This window comes from Maricaulis maris (genome assembly GCF_036322705.1).
GTDB lineage: Bacteria > Pseudomonadota > Alphaproteobacteria > Caulobacterales > Maricaulaceae > Maricaulis > Maricaulis maris_B.
In genome coordinates this window covers 91,717-108,950 of record NZ_AP027270.1, presented here as the reverse complement: position 1 = coordinate 108,950, position 17,234 = coordinate 91,717, and the positions used below count along the sequence as shown (strand labels likewise).

Annotated in this window: 13 protein-coding genes; 8 read left to right on the top strand and 5 right to left on the bottom strand. The window is 64.6% G+C overall.

The window, feature by feature from the left end:
- Positions 1–58 precede the first annotated feature (58 nt).
- Both AAA969_RS00550 and AAA969_RS00545 read right to left on the bottom strand, forming a co-directional pair.
- A complete protein-coding gene (locus AAA969_RS00550; RefSeq protein WP_338242451.1) occupies positions 59–1,162 on the bottom strand; it encodes a glutathione S-transferase family protein in 1,104 nt (367 codons plus the stop codon).
- Entirely contained in the window at positions 1,159–2,919 is a 1,761-nt protein-coding gene (locus AAA969_RS00545) for an arylsulfatase (protein WP_338247201.1), read from the bottom strand. Before AAA969_RS00545 ends, AAA969_RS00550 begins: the two co-directional genes overlap by 4 nt.
- Before the next feature lie 360 nt (positions 2,920–3,279).
- On the opposite strand from AAA969_RS00545, the gene AAA969_RS00540 reads away from it, so the two are divergent.
- Complete coding sequence (locus AAA969_RS00540; protein ID WP_338242449.1) at positions 3,280–5,964, top strand: hypothetical protein; 2,685 nt, start codon at positions 3,280–3,282, stop codon at positions 5,962–5,964.
- Positions 5,965–6,094: 130 nt separating this feature from the next.
- Here the strand turns inward: AAA969_RS00540 and AAA969_RS00535 are convergent, their stop codons facing one another.
- Positions 6,095–8,299, bottom strand: coding sequence for a prolyl oligopeptidase family serine peptidase (locus AAA969_RS00535; RefSeq protein WP_338242448.1), 2,205 nt, complete (start codon positions 8,297–8,299; stop codon positions 6,095–6,097).
- Positions 8,300–8,385: 86 nt separating this feature from the next.
- Between AAA969_RS00535 and dapF the strand changes: the two genes are divergently transcribed.
- Positions 8,386–9,204 (top strand): diaminopimelate epimerase, encoded by an 819-nt coding sequence (gene dapF / locus AAA969_RS00530; RefSeq protein ID WP_338242446.1) that lies wholly within the window; start codon positions 8,386–8,388, stop codon positions 9,202–9,204.
- Positions 9,205–9,315: 111 nt separating this feature from the next.
- The gene (locus AAA969_RS00525; RefSeq protein WP_338242444.1) at positions 9,316–10,620 is read left to right on the top strand and encodes a hypothetical protein; all 1,305 of its coding nucleotides are present in this window, start codon (positions 9,316–9,318) and stop codon (positions 10,618–10,620) included.
- A 21-nt stretch (positions 10,621–10,641) separates the two neighbouring features.
- Here AAA969_RS00525 and AAA969_RS00520 read toward each other — a convergent pair whose 3' ends face one another.
- Entirely contained in the window at positions 10,642–11,037 is a 396-nt protein-coding gene (locus AAA969_RS00520) for a hypothetical protein (protein ID WP_338242442.1), read from the bottom strand.
- A 172-nt stretch (positions 11,038–11,209) separates the two neighbouring features.
- On the opposite strand from AAA969_RS00520, the gene AAA969_RS00515 reads away from it, so the two are divergent.
- Both AAA969_RS00515 and AAA969_RS00510 read left to right on the top strand, forming a co-directional pair.
- A complete protein-coding gene (locus tag AAA969_RS00515) occupies positions 11,210–11,737 on the top strand; it encodes a CC0125/CC1285 family lipoprotein (protein WP_338242440.1) in 528 nt (175 codons plus the stop codon).
- Positions 11,738–11,989: 252 nt separating this feature from the next.
- Complete coding sequence (locus AAA969_RS00510) at positions 11,990–14,086, top strand: TonB-dependent receptor (protein WP_338242437.1); 2,097 nt, start codon at positions 11,990–11,992, stop codon at positions 14,084–14,086.
- A gap of 96 nt (positions 14,087–14,182) precedes the next feature.
- On the opposite strand, the gene AAA969_RS00505 is transcribed toward AAA969_RS00510, so the two are convergent.
- Positions 14,183–14,965 carry an SDR family NAD(P)-dependent oxidoreductase gene (locus AAA969_RS00505; RefSeq protein ID WP_338242435.1) on the bottom strand — a complete coding sequence of 261 codons (783 nt, stop codon included), beginning with the start codon at positions 14,963–14,965 and terminating at the stop codon, positions 14,183–14,185.
- A 156-nt stretch (positions 14,966–15,121) separates the two neighbouring features.
- Between AAA969_RS00505 and AAA969_RS00500 the strand changes: the two genes are divergently transcribed.
- The 3 genes from AAA969_RS00500 (at position 15,122) to AAA969_RS00490 (ending at position 17,152) form a co-directional block, all read left to right on the top strand.
- Positions 15,122–15,988, top strand: coding sequence for an isoaspartyl peptidase/L-asparaginase family protein (locus AAA969_RS00500; RefSeq protein WP_425324984.1), 867 nt, complete (start codon positions 15,122–15,124; stop codon positions 15,986–15,988).
- A gap of 11 nt (positions 15,989–15,999) precedes the next feature.
- Positions 16,000–16,524: an RNA methyltransferase gene (locus tag AAA969_RS00495; RefSeq protein ID WP_425325014.1), complete on the top strand. Its 525-nt coding sequence runs from the start codon at positions 16,000–16,002 to the stop codon at positions 16,522–16,524.
- Positions 16,525–16,621: 97 nt separating this feature from the next.
- Positions 16,622–17,152 (top strand): invasion associated locus B family protein, encoded by a 531-nt coding sequence (locus AAA969_RS00490; protein ID WP_338242430.1) that lies wholly within the window; start codon positions 16,622–16,624, stop codon positions 17,150–17,152.
- Positions 17,153–17,234 lie beyond the last annotated feature (82 nt).

The following is a 17,234-nucleotide window of genomic DNA, read 5'->3' as shown; positions in this document are numbered from 1 at the left end:
CGAAAGCGACTCCTTCAAGGCTTCAGCGCTGGCAAAACAAATTTTTGAGAACTCACGCCTAGGCGGACGACCACAACCGGTCGACCGGGCGGCCGCCTGCCGGGATGGTCAGGTGCGAGGCTGGCGCTGCCAGCACATCGACATTGAACCCGATACGGTCGGCGACCCGCTGGCGCGACGCCTCGTCAAGCGCCTGATAGCGCACCCTCAGGGCATTCAGGCAGACCGCCCGATAGGGCGCGGCCGGAGCCCGGAATTCCACACCCTGACTGATCCAAATCACCTGGCGGGCGTTGGCCAGAAGCGCGTCTTCATTGCGACCCAGATAGCCCAGGTGCTCGGCCCCGGCGAGGCTGAGCACGGGATCGAGATCGTCCGGAGCTGACTGCAGACCCGGTACGGCCTCCAGCAATGACGGCCGGGCCGCCCACAAGCGGGCCGACCAGGCGAGCAGGTTGGGCGCCTTGTCCCGCAGGATCGCAGCGGGTGTCGGATCGATCGAGAAGTGCCGGAAGACCGAGCCGAAGAGGCCGAAATCGGCGGCGCAGGGTCGGGCACCGAACAGGTAGGGCCGCGTCGCCAGAACCGGCTCCAGACTGTCGACAACCGCGTGAAACAGGGCCTCGATCGCCGGGGCTGTCGCGCGGGTGACGCCGTCCCGGGTCAGGAAGGTCTGCTTCTGGCGGTGCCTGATGAAGGCTTGCCGCAGGAAGAATGGAAGCGGGAGATCGCGCAGCAGGGTCCGGGCGATCTGACCGCTCATCAGCTGCGCATCCTCGGCAAAGGCCCAGCGGTAATAGAGCGCCGGACGCCATAGCATTTCATCAAAAGCGTCTTCCAGGAACAGGCACAGAAAATCCGCTTCCCGATCACCGGGCAAAAAGCTCGGCCCCGGCTCTCCCGCTTCCAGATGAGCGATGATCGAGGTCGTATCCGTCAGCCAGTCGCCTTCCGGTGTTTGCAGCTGGGGCATCTGGGCGACCCCTGTCGCTCTCGCACAGGCGCGAAAATCAGCCAGATCCATCGGCACGAAGTCATATTCGAGCCCCTTGGCCCGCATATAGGCTTCCAGCTTGCCCGTGAAGTACGACAGTTTGAGCCCGTGCAGGCGATACCGACCGGCAGCGGCCGACGTCGTCCTGGCGTTCTTCGCCACTGTCATGGATGGCGTCGACGCCGCATGCGTCGAACCAGCCAGTAGCCGCCGAGGCCAAGCCCCCCCAGCAAGACAAGGGCGAAGACACCCGGGAGCAGACCATATTGCGCCAGCTGGCGCTGCAACGCGTTGATGCTGATCTGTCGGTGAACGCTGTAGCCGTCGGGCATTTCGAGCACGCCGACATCGGCAGCCCAGAGCGCATAGGCAGCGCGCATCTCCGTAAACATCTCCGGATCGGACTGCGACCGGTCGGTCGTCTCGCCGGGGTCCAGCGCAATGTTGAACAGACGCCAGCGCCCATCGCCCCAGGGGTCCAGATTGCGGACCAGCTTCCACTCGCCCCGGATCAGGGCGGCATTGCCCGACACTTCGAAGCCGATGACATCATCGGCCCCGTACACGGCGGGCGCCCCGCCGGACAGGGCTTCGGCCAGCGAGCGTCCGGTGAAGTCGGCCACTGCGCCCTCCGCCCCGGCCAGCTGCATAACGGTCGGCGCGATGTCGGCGACACTGGTCGGACTGTCGATCCGGATACCGGAGGCAATGCCCGGACCGGCGGCAATCAGCGGCACCCGCAATCCGCCGTCGGAGGCATAGAACTTGAACAGGTCAAACGGCGAGGCCGCCGCGAACGCCCATTCCGGGCCGATGAAGGCCGTGGTCCCGCGTTCCCCCAGCGTCTCGGTCCGCCACTCGATATCGTGCAGGGCCATCCACAGCCGAAAGCCGGGTTCGCCGACCGGGTGGCTTGGTTCCGGTCCATTGTCCGACGTCACGAGAATGACGGTGTTCTCCAGCGCACCGGCAGCCTGCAGATAGTCGACCAAGCGGCCAAGATGATGGTCCATGGCTTCCAGCATCCCGGCATTGACGGCCATCGAGCGGGTATAGAGGTCTCGCTGGTCAGCGGTCAGGCTGGCCCACGGACGCAGCCGGTCCGGCGTGGGCGCCAAGGGCGCGGCTTCGGGAATGAAACCGAGCGCGGCCGCCCGGTCCCGACGCTGCCCGCGCAGGACATCCCAGCCCTCGGCATAGGTCTCGACATAGCGATCAGTATAGGCCGGATCGACCTGGATCGGGATATGGATCGCCTGGAAAGCCAGATAGGCGAAGAAGGGACGGTCAGCGCCGGGCGTCTCGCCGAGATAATCCATCAGCTGGTCGACCAGGAATTCGGACGAGTAGAAATCATCGGGCAGGCTGGCCGGCTGGCCGTCCTCGAACCAGGGTGCCGTCGCGTAGAACGGCATGTAGGTCTTCTGCTCCCAGTTATCGGCCCCGGAGGCATCCAGCGCGAAGGAGCGTTCGAAGCCATGCGCATCGGGCAGGTCGCCTGGACCGCTGCCGAGATGCCATTTGCCCGCCATCACGGTCTGGTAGCCGACCGCCTGCAGACGGCTCGCCATTGTCATGACGCCCGGCTCGAGCGCCAGAGTGTAGCCGGGCTGGCCGACATGTTCCGGCGGGATGACTTCCGGAATGGTCGCGACCCCGGCTTGGTGGGCATCGAGCCCGGTCAGCAGCATGGCCCGCGACGGCGCACAGAGCGGGGTGGTTCGATGCTGGACAAAGAGCGCTCCGCGCGCGGCCAGGGCGTCAATCACCGGCGTCCGGGCCTCGCCGCCATAGGCGCCGAAATCCATGAAGGCCGCATCATCGACCAGGACAACGAGCACGTTCGGCCGCACATCCTGAGCCAGAGCCGAAGCCGCCCAACCCAACGCAGCCAAGCCCGCAAGCCCTACCGACAAACCTCTCATCACGCGCCTCTCCGGTGCCCTGTATGTTTTGACATAGCTTATGCCATTATAGCCCGGTGTCAAAATGATCTCGCGGCATGAGAACGCCCCAAGTCCGTGCCAGCAGCCTGATTATTCCCGCCGGACAAAAAGTGGCGTTTAGCTACTTTATTATGACCCGACACCGGACTAGGGTCCATGGATCGGGGGAGGATGATCATTATGGCTGCACGGTTCGTCGCGTTGGGGCTTTTGCTGACAACCCTTTCCCCTGCATGGGGGCAGCGGCCACCCACGCTTCCCCTCACCGAGCCTGTGCAGGTTGACATAATCGCGTGCAGATGGACGCCGGGACCGAATACCGTCAGCTATCCGGCCGGCTTGACCCAAGCACAAACCCAACAGCGTGTCGAAGAGGCCCTGGACTGGTGGCGCAATGAATTGCGGGCGGCCGGGCGCGACCTTCAGTACCGCACGATCCAGGCCGATGCGGGCCTTGTTTCGCCGGTCAGCCGATCAGACAATTCACTGGAAGATGCCTGTCGTGCCAGCGCGAGTGCGCCGAACCATCCCGATCCAGTCCGCGCTTCAGCCCTGCAGATTATCGTGACCCATCCACCCCATGATCTTTTCGGTCGGGCGGGCTTTCTTCTGCTCGATGGTGGTCGCGCACCGTCAACCCTGACGGCGTCCACCGCCATGCACGAGATCGGCCACGGGCTCTCCCTGCTCCATGCAGGCGCGATTTCCGCCAATGACGAATCGGGCGCGGCATCGCCTGGGCTGGTCCCGGCCGGTCTGGAGGCCCGGGCACGCCACCTGGCTGACGGAATGGGGGCGACCCACCAGATCGTCTGGCAAGCCCCCTCGGGACAATTGATTGCCTGGCAGATGCGCGGCGCGGAATTTCTCGCAGACTTCGATTTCGGCGATCCGGTTGATCCGTCCTGGACACCGCTCGGCATTGGTCGTCTGGATGATGAATCGCCGCACGATCAGGTCTTGTGGCGCCGGGACACCGCGTTGAGCCTGTGGAGCGTCGACAGCGATCAGATCAACAGCGCCGGCCCGGTGTTTCGGCGAGACTATGCCGGCGTCGCCCTGCCTGATGAGTCGTCAGCCCGTGCCAATCCTGACACCACGTTCGGTGCGATCGGGGACTTCAATGGCGATGGTGAGGATGATGTTTTCTGGCGCGTCATGGATGAGCCAGCGGACGGTCCGGACCCGATCTGGGAGCGCTCGTTTCTCAACTTGTCAGGATGGTCGTTTCAAAGTGGAGCCGTGGCTCGCGGCTATGACTTGGTCGCCATCAGCCGCCCGGACGTGCGCAATGGCGAGGTACGCTCCATTGTGGCGGGCAATTTCAACGGCGACCAGGCAGACGATCTGGTCATTTCGCTCAGCGACGGCTCGCTTTGGCTTGCGCCTTTCGTGCAATCGGGCGGACTACCAATCCTGCTCGACCGTCGAGGACAGTCCAATATCGGTCCGAGATTTACCCAGCCCCGCCGATCCGTTCCACAATCTGTCGAAACCCTACGGCTCACGCCCGGCAATCAATCCGAACGTGCCACCATCGAGCTGTCGAACAGAATCCCGACCCGGGTTCAAACCAGCAGATTGCCAACGCTGACGATGCCCTCCGATGCCTGGACGCTGATCGGATCAGGCGATTTCAATCTCGACGGCACCGATGACGTGTTGTGGCGGCGGGGTTCGGAGTTGAGCTATTCGCCCATGAACCGGGGCCGATTGGAAGCAAGCGTCACCATCGCGCAGGCCGTACCGGCAGGTTACCGCTTTGTGGGCGTCGGAAACGTGGTCGACCTGCAGCGGGGGGACAACCGGATCATCGCGCCAGGACGGGTTGAGAATCTGCCTTCGGAATATGGTGACTTTACTGCGCTGATGGGGCCGAACCGGCCGCGCCTCAATGCCTTCGCCCGTGAGAGGCTTGGCATCCTGTCACTGGACCGCGTGATCCAACCGACCGCTCAGCGTTCATTGGTCGATGGTGTGGTCATCTGTGACCCTGACGCGGGCTATGCCCTTCCCGAAGTTATCCGGGTCCCGCTGGACGACCGCCAGGCCGGACGCCAGGGCGCGAACCTTCCTGCCTATGCCCTGATAGAATATGCAAGCGTGGGCCAGGGCCGACAGCCGGTCATCACACGGGTCGATTGGGTTCGACAGGTTGTGAATGATAGCGGCCGCGTAATCCCGACCTACCGGACCGCCTCGCCGCAGGGGCAGGTTCGAAGTGCCATCTATCGGTCAGGGCGAGTCTCGCGCCTCGCACCGAGTGATAATGAGATCGTTTTCCCGACAGCAACCTGGCAGCCGGGATCCAGCGATCTGCCTCTGCCGCGCGCCCTCGATCTTGAGGAAGGCCGCTATCGGGTCTTGGTGGACGAGCCGACGGCGGGCCCTGTGATCGATCCGGCAACAGGACGGGCGGTTGTGGACCCGGATACCGGCCGCACGATTGCCGACGCGGCAGCGTGTGCCGTGGTTCGGGTTCGCCCGCCTTGCGAGGCGGGTCTGGTTGCGCGCAGCGATGCGACGGGCGACATGGCCTGCGTCTCGTCTCAGCGCCGTTCGCAGGTGCAGGCGGAGAACCGGCAGGCGGCGGCCAACGCTGTATCCACGGCCCCCGGCTCGGCATGCAGGCCGGGTTTCGTCTGGCGCGAGATGACGCCGGAGGATCGGGTCTGTGTTCCACAGCAAAGTCGGACCCTGGCGGCGAATGAAAGCCGGATGAGCGGTCGCCGCTACGCATCGCCCATTCCGTCTCACGCCGGGTATCATACCTGTGCCGCCTCCTATGTCTGGCGTGAGGCTGACCGCTTTGACGTTGTCTGCGTGAGCCAGGCCGAACGGCGGCAGATCGCCGAGGAAAACCGGTCGAACCCGGTCGCGCAGGCCAATGGTCGATGCCCGAACGGATTGGTTCTTCGGGAGGCTTACGCGGCTGACCGAGTCTGTGTGATCCCGCAGCGTCGCCAGTCTGTCCGTCAGGACAATGCCGCGGCACCGTCACGGCTTTTATACGCCGTGCAATGACGCCAGCGCGGCTCGGGTTTGCCCGGACCTCGCAGCCGGCCACCCAGACTCCCGCAGGATGGCGGCGGTCCAGCCAAACAAAAACCCCCGGAGCCGGGCTCCGGGGGTTTTCGCTCTGGTCCGGGTCGACCTATTCCGCGTCGAGCGGATCGACATCATCCATCAGCTTTTGCATCAGGAAGGTGTAGAGCAACGCATCACTGCGGGCCCGCTCACCGAGATTGGCCGCGGCCGAGTGACCGCCGGCGGTGTTCTCGTAATAGAGATAGTCGTGCCCGAGCTCTTCCAGGAGATGCGCCATCTTGCGGGCATGGCCCGGATGGACGCGGTCATCCTTGGTCGAGGTGTACAGGTAGATTTCCGGATAATCGCCGTTCGCATCGACATTGTGATAGGGCGAGATCGAGCGCAGGAAACCACCCTCGTCCGGGTCTTCCGGATTGCCGTATTCACCCATCCAGGAGGCACCGGCCAGCAGCGTGTGATAGCGCAGCATGTCGAGCAGCGGGACAGCCGAGACGACGGCGTTCCACAGATCCGGACGCTGGGTATACATGACACCCGTCAGCAAGCCGCCATTGGAGCCACCATAGACGCCGAGATGGCGTGGGCTGGTGAGGCCGCGAGCCGACAGGTCCTCGGCCACGGCAATCAGGTCATCATAGATGCGCTGACGGTTCATTTTCAGGCCGGCCTGGTGCCAGGCCGGACCAAACTCGCCACCGCCACGGATATTGGCGACCACATAGGCGCCGCCATTTTCCAGCCAGAGCTGGCCGCGCGAACCGGAATAGCTCGGACGGATGGAGACCTGGAAACCGCCATAGGCGTAGAGCAGGGTCGGCGTCCTGCCGTCCATCACCGTGTCTTCGCGGCGGACCACGAAATACGGCACCATCGTGCCATCGGTGGACGCCACTTCGAGCTGCTCGACGACGAGGCCCTCGGCATCGAACTGCGCCGGGATGGACTTGATTTCCTCGACCGTCAGCTCGGCCGCATCGACCATGAAATAGCTGTCCGGCGTCAGGAAACCCTCGGCATTCATGAAGGCCACATCGTGGTGGGAATTCGTCCCGCCGAGGCTGATCGTCATGTTGGCGGGGACCGGGACCGTCTCCGACGTCCAGGCGCCATCCTCGAAATGGAAGGCCTCGAGCCCGCCGACAACATTCTCGTCGATCGCGACCAGGAAGGCCGAAGCCGTCGAGCCCATGCCGCCCAAGGACTGGCGCGGACCCGGCACGAAGACGGTCTTCACCGCGGGCAGCTCTCCGGTGGCCGCGAAATCGGCCATGGTGAAGGACAGGAGCGCGCCCTGCGGGAAGGTCTCGCCACCCTCGACCGGGGTCCATGCCTCTTCGATCGTGAAGACGAGCTCGCCCTGGTAAAGGTCCTGAATCGAGGACTTGGTCGGCAGCGGCAGCTGCATCGGCGCCGCATCCGAAGGAAGATACCACCAAGTCGTATCGTAGAAGGTGTCGGCTTCCGAGGCCATCATGTAGACGGTGCCGTCATGGTCCTCGGACCGGAAGGTGAAGAGGCCGACATCCTCGGCATCGCCCCGGACCACTTCCGTGGCATCGGCGAGATCGGTGCCCCGCTCCCAGCGATAGGCGACCGAGGGATAGCCCGAATCCGTGGTGTCCTCGGGGCTGGTGGCGAGGCCGACCATCAGCGTGTTTTCGTCAATCCAGCTGACACCGCCCTTGGCCTCCGGCGTTTCGAAACCGCCCTCGACAAAGGCGCGGTCGGAGATCGAGAACTCGCGGCGCACGGCGGCGTCCGAGCCACCGTCCGACAGGGTCAGCATGCAGCGGTCATAGTCTGGCGCCAGGCAGTTGGAGCCACGCCAGACCCAGTTCATGTCCTCGCTCTCGGACAGGGCGTCGAGATCCAGCACGACATCCCACTCCGGCGTATCGCTCAGATAGCTCTCGAGCGAGGTGCGGCGCCACAGGCCATGCGTATACTCGGCGTCTTGCCAGAAATTCCAGACATAGCCACCGGAATAGGAACCGTAGGGGATACGGTCATTGGACTCGTAAATGGCCAGCGCCTGATCGTAGAGACCCTGATAGCGCTCATCGCCCTGCAGGCGTGCGAAGGTCCGCTCGTTCTGGCCCTCCACCCATTCCAGGGCCTGTTCACCCTCGACCTCTTCGAGCCAGACGCGCGGATCATTGTTCGGATCGATCTCGACGATCTGGCGCCCGGTCGAGGCGCCGGGTGTTTCGGTGGACACAGCGTCACCCTCTTCACTGGCGGGCTGGCTGCAGGCCGCGAGGATGGCGGCGCTGGCGGTCACCGCCCAGATATTGCGATATACTCTCATCAGTCTCTTCCCCTCTGATGTGTGTGCGGCCATTAACACCAGAGCAGTGGTGGACGTAAAGGGAGGGGAACGGTATCGAAGCGACCATGGACGCACGTTTGATGAATGGAGCGGGCAACCGGTTCATCCTCGCCGACCGGCGCGGAGGGACGGTGACGCCGGGCCTGACCCGCGATGCGGTAAGGGCGATGGCCGCGGCTCATCGTTTCGATCAGCTGCTCGTCCTCGAGGATTGCGCTACAGCCGACGCCTTCATGCGGATCTGGAACGCCGACGGCGAAGAGGTTGGCGCCTGCGGAAACGGGACCCGGGCGGCGGCCTGGGCGATCATGCAGGGTGGCGGGCTCGACGCTGTCGCCCTTGAGACGGTGGGCGGGCGCCTGCACGCCAGCGATGCCGGCCCGATGACCGTCAGCGTCGACATGGGGGCTCCGCGCCTGGGCTGGCAGGACATCCCGCTGGCCCGCGCCATGGACACCGTCACCGTGGATTTTGCGGCGGAAGCCGGGGGGGTGCGTATCGAGGCGCCCGGCGCCGTTTCGATGGGCAATCCGCACGCCGTCTTCTTCATCCGGGACATGGACAGCCTGCCGGTTGCCGCGCTGGGTCGCGAGGTCGAGCTCGATCCGCTGTTTCCCGACCGCGTCAATGCCGGCTTCGCGCAGATCCTCGATGCAGATCATATCCGCTTGCGGGTCTGGGAGCGCGGGGCCGGTCTGACTGCCGCCTGTGGAACCGGCGCCTGCGCCGCCCTGGTTGCCGCGCATCGACGCGGCCTGTGCGAACGTCGCGTCACGATCCACGCCGATGGTGGCGATTTGCGTGTGGAATGGCGCGAGGCGGATGATCACGTCATCCTGACCGGGCCGGTCGAGGATGAGGGACCGGTCTCGATCGCGCTCTGATCGCGGCAAGGCCCGATGGCTCACACAACAGTGCGTTTCGGGCTTGGCATTTCCCCATATTATCCCTGAACTGGTCGCATTCGGGCCGCGTTTCAGGGGGAAAACGGACAGATGACACTGAGATCACTGGCACTTGCCGCGACTTTCACAGCCCTTCTGGCGACCCCGACCATCGCGCAGGACGCCGACACGACGTCGCCCACAGCCCAAACCATCGCGCTGGAAATGTTCAGCGAGGCGAGCCGGTCGCTACGCGCCGGCGACATGGAAAGTGCGCGACGGCTGATGCAGGCTGCGCTCGATCTCAAGCCCGGACACCCCGCCGTCCTGCGCGCCCTCGTCACCATCGCGACCCGCGCCGAGCGGGCCGATGACGGCTTTGAGGCGCTTGAGACGATGGCGGCCGCCGGCCTCGCCTTCGAGCCCACCGACGAGACCATCGCCCTGCTGGACGCTGCCGATGCGGACAGGCTGGCTGACATCCGGCTAGCCCTCAGCCGGAATGAAACGCCGGTCGGCAATGGCGAGATCGTCGCCCGCATCAACCGGCCCGACGCGCTGATCGAGGGCGTCGCGGTTGATATCGAGACCGACCGGATTTTTGTGTCCTCGGTGACCGAACGCGACATTCTGATGCTGGAGCCCTTCGCCCGTGACGAACCTGTGGTGTTCGCGGATCGCGACGACGGTCTGTGGTCGGTCTTCGGCCTCTTCGTGGATGACCGCACACGGATGCTGTGGGCGGCCTCAGGCTCGGTTGACCAGACACCGCTCGCAGACGGCGAGGCTGGCGGCACTGCCCTGTTCGCCTTCGACCTGGTCTCCGGCGAACTCTATCGCCGCTACACGATAGACGGCGCTGTCCAGCTGGCCGACTTCGTGGTCCGGGACGGCAGCGTCTACATCTCCGACAGCCAGGCCCCGCGGGTCTACAAGCTGGACAATGTGTCCGGCGAACTGGAAGTCCTTTCCGAAGACCCCCGCTTCGTCAGCCTGCAGGGCGTCGCCCTGGCCCGCGGCGCGCTTTACGTGGCGGACTACTCGATGGGCATCTGGCGGATTGACCTGACCGATGGCAGCGCCAGCCTCGTCCGCACCAATGAGACCAGCCTGATCGGCATAGACGGGCTGCGCCAGACCCGCGATGGCCGCCTGATCGCGGTCCGCAATGGCGCCCGGCCCCACCAGGTCATGGCGATCGACCTCGATCCAACCGGCGTTGAGGTCGCCCATGTTGACGTTCTGCTGCGCGGGCATCCGGCGATGGGCGGCGACACCGAACCAACCCTGGTCGATCTTGCCGACGGCCGCGCCTGGCTTGTCGCCAATGCGGCCTGGCCCCTCTTCCCGGCCGATGGCTCGACACCCGAGGCGGAACGGCCGGCGACCCTGATCGTGGAAATGGATCTGCGCTGACGGGCACGCCCGTCGGCAAATCTATTCGCGGCGACCGAGGCGAAGACCGATCCCGCAAGCCTGGCCGATCACCACATCGGCCGCCTCCGCGCGTTGGCGCAATTGGACGAGTTGCTCGGCGGAGAACTGGATTGCCGGCGCCCGCTCCGCCATGAGGGTGGCATCGTCGGTAATCCGCTCCAGCGCAGGCATTGCCGTGCCGATCACATCGAGCTGGTCATGATTGAAGCGTGAATTGGCCTCGCGCGCGATGCACGTGCAGACCGCGACAGACAGACCGGCTTGCTCGCAAACCCGCCTGACCGTGGTCGCATCATTGTGCTCGAGCGCAGTCACGACAGCCGACGCGGCAGCCGGCGCGGGCAGGCCAAGCGCCGCGCCCAGCGCGGCCAGGCCATATCCATATCGCCACTTCATACCCCGATCGCCCGCCCCGTGACGTCGACCCCGGTTTCAACCTTCAAACCGGGGTTTGACGCTAGGCCAGACGCCCCTATGCTCCCCGACGGGGAGTCGGCCCCTTCCATACGGGCGCGACGAGTCATATTTAATGAGGTGGGGACCGTAAACCGGAAAAAAGGAGCCCCGTATGAGCCGCCTTCTTGTCACGCTCGCCAGCCTCGCCGTTGTGGCGGGTTGCGCCACGCCAACGCCCTATCAGGCCGCCGAGGGATCGCAGCCCGGCTTCACCGAGACCCGGATCGAAGCCAATCGCTACCGGATTTCCTTCGAAGGCAATTCGCTGACCGATCGGGAGACCGTCGAGACCTATCTGCTCTACCGCGCCGCCGAACTGACGGTCGAAAGCGGGTATGATTATTTCACGGTCGTCAGCCGCGCCACCGATGAGGATACCCGCGTCATGACGTCGGGGATCGGGCGCTCGCCCTATGCCGGCTTCAGCGTCAACTACACCTATTTCCATCCGCGCTGGGGCTGGCATGGTTGGCGCGACCCGTTCTGGGATGATGTCAGCTATCGCGAGAGCACCCGCTACGAGGCCAGCGCCGAGATTTATTTCGGCCGTGGCACCAAGCCGGATGATCCCAGCGCCTTCGATGCCCGTGACGTGATGTCCAATCTGGGCAATCAGATCGTCCGGCCCGCCGCCGACTAACCGGCGGCCCGGTCGGATTTGCAGGAAGGGCTGGCGCCGGGCGCCAGCCCTTTTCTTTTGCCCGGCATCCGGCCTTGGACCCGGCCTGGGGCAACCGCCCCGCTCGCCCGACAGGGCTCAGCTAAGGCGATCAGGCCACACTTTTCTACGTGCAACGCCCCGGACACAGCCCCGGCCCAACTGTGCGCTTGACACTCATTCTCGTTATCAATACCCCGCTTTTGACTTTCATTCGCATTATTGGATCCCGTCATGTCAAACGCGTGCCGCCTGCTGGCCTCAACCCTTCTCTCTGTCAGCCTCGGCGCCGGCCTGGCCTGTGCGCAGGAGGACCAGGATGTGATCCAGGTCAATGGCCGCTTCCTGTCGCTCGACCAGCTCAATGCGGTGAAGACCCCGACGCCGATCCTGGATGTGCCGCAAAGCCTGTCCATCGTGACCGATATCCAGATTACCGAGCAGGGCTTCACCAATCTTGCCGACATCCTGCGCTACACGCCGGGCCTGTCCAGCAGCCAGGGCGAGGGGCACCGGGACTCGATCAATATCCGTGGCAACCAGTCCACCGCCGACTTCTTCCTCAACGGCATTCGCGACGACGTGCAATACTACCGGCCGCTCTACAATCTCGAGCAGGTCGAGATCCTGCGCGGGTCGAACGCCCTGCTGTTTGGCCGCGGCGGCGGTGGCGGCGTGGTCAATCGGGTGACCAAGGACCCGGTCTTTGGCGAGCGCTTCACCTCGATCAGCGGCGCTGTGGACAGCTTTGGCGCCTATCAGCTGAGCGGCGACACCAATATCGAAGCCGGCGACGGAGCCGCCCTTCGCCTGAATGCCTTTGTCGAGGACGTCGCCAACCACCGCGACGCCTTCGAGGGATCGCGCTATGGCATCAACCCGACCTTCCGGACCCGGCTCGGCAACGAAACCACGGCGACCTTCTTCTACGAGTATCTCGATGACGATCGCGTCGTGGACCGCGGCGTCCCCTCGGTCGCCGTGGTCGGCGGCCCCGACCGCCCCCTGACCGGCCAGGACGACACCTTCTTCGGCTCGCGGGATGGCAACCGGACCACGCTCCAGGCGCATACCTTCCGCGCCCGGATCGACCATGAGTATACCGACCAGCTGCGCGGCAATGTGACGGTCCAGTACGCCGACTATGACAAGGCCTACCAGAATATCTACGCCGCCAGCTTCAACACCGCCACCACCCCGAACCAGGTCACGCTGGACGGCTATCGCGACACCACGGCGCGCACCAATCTGGTCGTGCAGGCCAATCTGGTCGGTGAATTCGAGACCGGTCCGTTCGGCCACACCTTCCTGTTCGGTGGCGAATATGGCGAGCAGGACACGGACAATGCCCGCTTCGATAATGTGTTTGCGGCCAGCAATGACGACCAGATCACCATCGACTTCAGCAACCCGCTGGTAGTCCCGGCGTTCGCCTTCTCGGCACCGGCCCGTGACCGCAGCTCACAGGTCAGCTTCACCTCCTTCTACATCCAGGACCAGATTGATCTGACCGACAGCCTCAAGCTGGTTCTCGGCGCGCGGCTTGACCGGTTCGATGTCGCCGTCCTCGACCGGCGCGCCGTCTCGGCGACCGATAGCGGCCGTCGCGGCCGGGTCGATGAGGAAGTCTCGCCGCGCTTTGGCCTGATCTACAAGCCGGCCGAGAACCTGTCCGTCTATGCCAGCTACAGCGAGACCTTCCTGCCCAGCGCCGGCGACCAGTTCCTGACCCTGAGCCCGACCACCGAGGATATCCGGCCCCAGACCTTCGAAAACCGGGAAATCGGTGCCAAGTGGGACATCACGCGCCGGTTCAGCGTCACCGCAGCGATCTTCCAACTGGAACGCGGTCAGTTCACCACGGTCGACCCCGACGACGCCTCGGTGGTCACCACGGTCGCCGGGAGCACGACCGAGGGCTTCGAACTTCAATTGATCGGCGAGGTCACCCCGGCCTGGACGATCAATGCCGGCTACAGTTATCTCGATGGTGTGGTCGAGGGCGGCGGGTTTGACGGCAATGCGACCCGTCAGACGCCCGAACACATGTTGTCGGTGTGGAACCGCTATCAGCTCACCGAGCAGATCGGTCTCGCGCTCGGCGCGACCTATCAGGGCGCCTATTTCGTCCTCGAGGACAATTCCGTCGAGATCCCGGCCTATACCCGCGTTGACGCCGCCGTGTTCTATGATCTCGATGACGAGACCCGGCTGCAGCTGAACATCGAGAACCTGTTCGACGAAGACTATTTCCCCGATGCACACAGCAATTCCAACATCTCGACCGGCGAGCCGCTGAACGCCCGCCTGAGCATCAGTCACACCTTCTGATCACCGGATCGGGGACCAAAATCGCCCCGGAAATCAGGCAAGAAAAAAGGCCGGGGTCACCCCCGGCCTTCTGTCTGTCTGGTGTGCGGTCGCCGCCTATTTCGGGGGCATGCGCGCGCCGGCGTCGAGACGGACGCATTCGGCGTTGATGTAGTCGGAGCTCACCATGAAGGCCACGAGATCGGCATACTCTTCAGGCGTGCCGAAGCGCTGCGGGAATTGCAGGTGCGAGGCGAGCGAGACTTTCACTTCCGGCGGCATCTGCTGGTAGATCGGCGTTTCGAAGAAGCCCGGCAGGATGGTGTTGACGCGAATGCCTTCCTTGGCGAGATCGCGCGCCATGGGCAGGGTCATCCCGTAAATGCCGCCCTTGGAGGCAGCATAGGCGACCTGGCCGATCTGGCCGTCCTGGGCCGCGACCGACGCCGTATTGACGATGACACCGCGACCGGAACCGCCGAGCGGGTCCAGCGACATCATGCCGGCGGCCGATTTCGACGCACACAGGAAGGAGCCGACAAGGTTGACCGCGATGACGGTCTGGAAGCCCTTGGCGGAATGCGCAGAGACTTCACCGGTGGAGGACGACCGGCGCGCCGTCTTCTCGGCCCAGCCGATCCCGGCGCAATTGACGAAGACGCGTTCCTGGCCGTGCGCTTCACGCGCCTTGGCCAGACCGGCATCAATGCTGGCCTCGTCGGAGACGTTGACCTGGCAGAACACGCCGCCGATTTCCTTGGCGACCATTTCGCCGCGCTCGGCATTCATGTCGAAGATGGCAACCTTGGCACCATCGGCCGCCAGACGGCGGGCTGTACCTTCGCCGAGACCGGATGCGCCGCCCGTGACAATGGCGGCAATGGATGAGTCGAGTTTCATGAGACACTCCCCTTTATCGATGTCAGCGACATAGCGTGACCGCCCGCAAAAGAAAATCCGCGGTAACGGCTGGCCGGCGACAGAAATCCGGCTTGGGCGGGATGTCCGAGCGGTGCTAGAGCAATCACCAGATCTGAAAACCGAACCGGGATGGACATGATGAGCGGACGTTACGCCCTCTTGCTGCACGGCGGCGCCGGCACCTTGGCCGATCGCGACTACGCTACGGAAATCGAACATATGCGCGGCCTGGCGGAAGCCGGAAAGGCGCGCCTGGCGATCGGCGCCAACGCGCTCGACATCGTCCAGGACATCGTCCGCGAACTGGAAGCCTCCGGTCTTTACGTGGCAGGCAAGGGCGCGTCGCCGAACAAGGCCGGTCGCTACGAGCTCGATGCCGCGATCATGGATGGCAGCACCCAGCGTGCCGGATCGGTCGCCGCGCTGACCGGCTTCACCAGCCCGATCTCGGCAGCCCGGGCGGTCATGGACACCACGCCACACGTCATGCTGGCCAGCCGCGGCGCCGAGCGTTTCTGCGGCGAGACCGAGCTCGAGCGGGTCGCAAGCGTGAATGACTACTATACACCGGCGGCGGCTCCCGACAGCCGCGCCATCGCGACCGGGACGGTCGGCTGCGTCGCCCTCGATCTCGAGGGACGCCTCGCGGCGGCGACCTCGACCGGCGGCACACTGAACAAGATGGAAGGCCGGGTCGGCGACAGTCCGGTCATCGGGTCGGGCTGCTGGGCCGATGGCCATGTCGCCATTTCCTGTACCGGACAGGGCGAGTATTTCCTGCGCACCGCGACCGCCAAGGACGTCTCGGCGCGGATGGCCTATGGCGGTCAGTCGCTGTCCGACGCGGTTGCCGGCGCGCTGGCCGATGTCGGCGCCCTGGGCGGCGAGGGCGGCATCATCGCGGTCGACAAGGACGGTAATCTCGCCGCCCCGTTCAACTCGCCGGGCATGAAGCATGCCATGGTCCATCCCGATGGACGCATTACCGCAGGCGTGCGCTGATCATGGCCAATCTGCGCGGCTATTTCGGCGTCGGCGCCGAAGGCATCTCCAAACCGATGAATCTCGGCGCCATCCTGCGTACGGCGCACGCCTTCGGCTCGAGCTTCGCCTTCACCATCAATGCCAGCCACAAGGTCCGCGACGTCTATCGCGCCGATACCGCCAAATCGGTCGACCATGTTCCCTACTATGAATGGGACAATGTCGACGGCATGGTCCTGCCCTCGAACTGCCAGCTGGTCGGTGTCGAGCTGACCGACGACGCGGTCGAGCTGCCCAGCTTCCGTCACCCCCTGTGCGCGGCCTATGTCTTCGGGCGCGAGCGGGGGTCCCTGTCGGAGGCGATGCAGGCCCGCTGCTCCCACATCGTGAAGATCCCGACCAAGTTCTGCGTCAATGTCTCGGTGGCCTGCGCGATCACCCTCTATGATCGGCAGATCAATTTCGGTGGCTTCCCGGAGCGGCCGCTGATGCCCGGCGGTCCCGATCTCGAGAGCCTGGCCGAGGCGACAAGGAAGTTCGGAAATCATCGCTGATCGGGGTCAATGCGGCGTCTATTAGGCTCCGGTTAACTCCGCCATCATACCGCCATAGGGATGCCCTATCGGGCAGTGTGAGTGCGTCGTTGTGAGGATGATCCCCGTGCGTTTTCGACATGCCTGCCTGGCCCTTGGCCTGATGACCGGCCTGATCTCTGGTCTGGGCGCTCCCGCTCTGGCCCAGGACGAGCCGCAGTTTCGCGGCGAGTACAGTGACTGGCGCGTCTTCACCCGGAACACCGATGCCGGCCTGTCCTGCTATGCCTTGAGCCGTCCGACCGACAGCGCCCCGCGCGCCCATGAGCATGGCAATGTCTATTTCCTCGTGGCGACCTGGCAATCGGGCGCTGTCGAGGAGCAGCCCTCCCTGCTGGTCGGCTATGACCTGCGTCCGACGAGCCCGCCGCAGGTGCGGGTCGGATCGGACCGCTTCGACATGTTCGCCGATGGCCAGGAAGGCTTCCTCGACGATCTCGACGAGGAGAGCGAATTGATCAGCGCCATGCGCCGCGGCTCGGTGATGCGGGTCACCGGCACCACGATCGACGGTGCGGCCACCTCCTATGAATTCTCGCTGTCCGGCGTCACGGCTGCGCTGCAACGGGTCGAGGCGCTCTGCAACTAGACCCGGGTCCATCGGCCCACAGATCGGGATTCGGTTTTGCCGCGCTTTCATGATAGATCGCGCGCCTTCGTTTCAACTGGGA

Bases quoted from the DNA above. Each gene is read 5' to 3' on its own strand.
- AAA969_RS00490 (WP_338242430.1), top strand. From the start codon at position 16,622: ATGATCCCCGTGCGTTTTCGACATGCCTGCCTGGCCCTTGGCCTGATG.
- AAA969_RS00500 (WP_425324984.1), top strand. From the start codon at position 15,122: ATGATGAGCGGACGTTACGCCCTCTTGCTGCACGGCGGCGCCGGCACC.
- dapF (WP_338242446.1), top strand. From the start codon at position 8,386: ATGGACGCACGTTTGATGAATGGAGCGGGCAACCGGTTCATCCTCGCC.
- AAA969_RS00550 (WP_338242451.1), bottom strand. From the start codon at position 1,162: ATGACAGTGGCGAAGAACGCCAGGACGACGTCGGCCGCTGCCGGTCGG.
- AAA969_RS00545 (WP_338247201.1), bottom strand. From the start codon at position 2,919: ATGAGAGGTTTGTCGGTAGGGCTTGCGGGCTTGGCTGCGTTGGGTTGG.
- AAA969_RS00505 (WP_338242435.1), bottom strand. From the start codon at position 14,965: ATGAAACTCGACTCATCCATTGCCGCCATTGTCACGGGCGGCGCATCC.
- AAA969_RS00520 (WP_338242442.1), bottom strand. From the start codon at position 11,037: ATGAAGTGGCGATATGGATATGGCCTGGCCGCGCTGGGCGCGGCGCTT.
- AAA969_RS00510 (WP_338242437.1), top strand. From the start codon at position 11,990: ATGTCAAACGCGTGCCGCCTGCTGGCCTCAACCCTTCTCTCTGTCAGC.
- AAA969_RS00515 (WP_338242440.1), top strand. From the start codon at position 11,210: ATGAGCCGCCTTCTTGTCACGCTCGCCAGCCTCGCCGTTGTGGCGGGT.
- AAA969_RS00535 (WP_338242448.1), bottom strand. From the start codon at position 8,299: ATGAGAGTATATCGCAATATCTGGGCGGTGACCGCCAGCGCCGCCATC.
- AAA969_RS00525 (WP_338242444.1), top strand. From the start codon at position 9,316: ATGACACTGAGATCACTGGCACTTGCCGCGACTTTCACAGCCCTTCTG.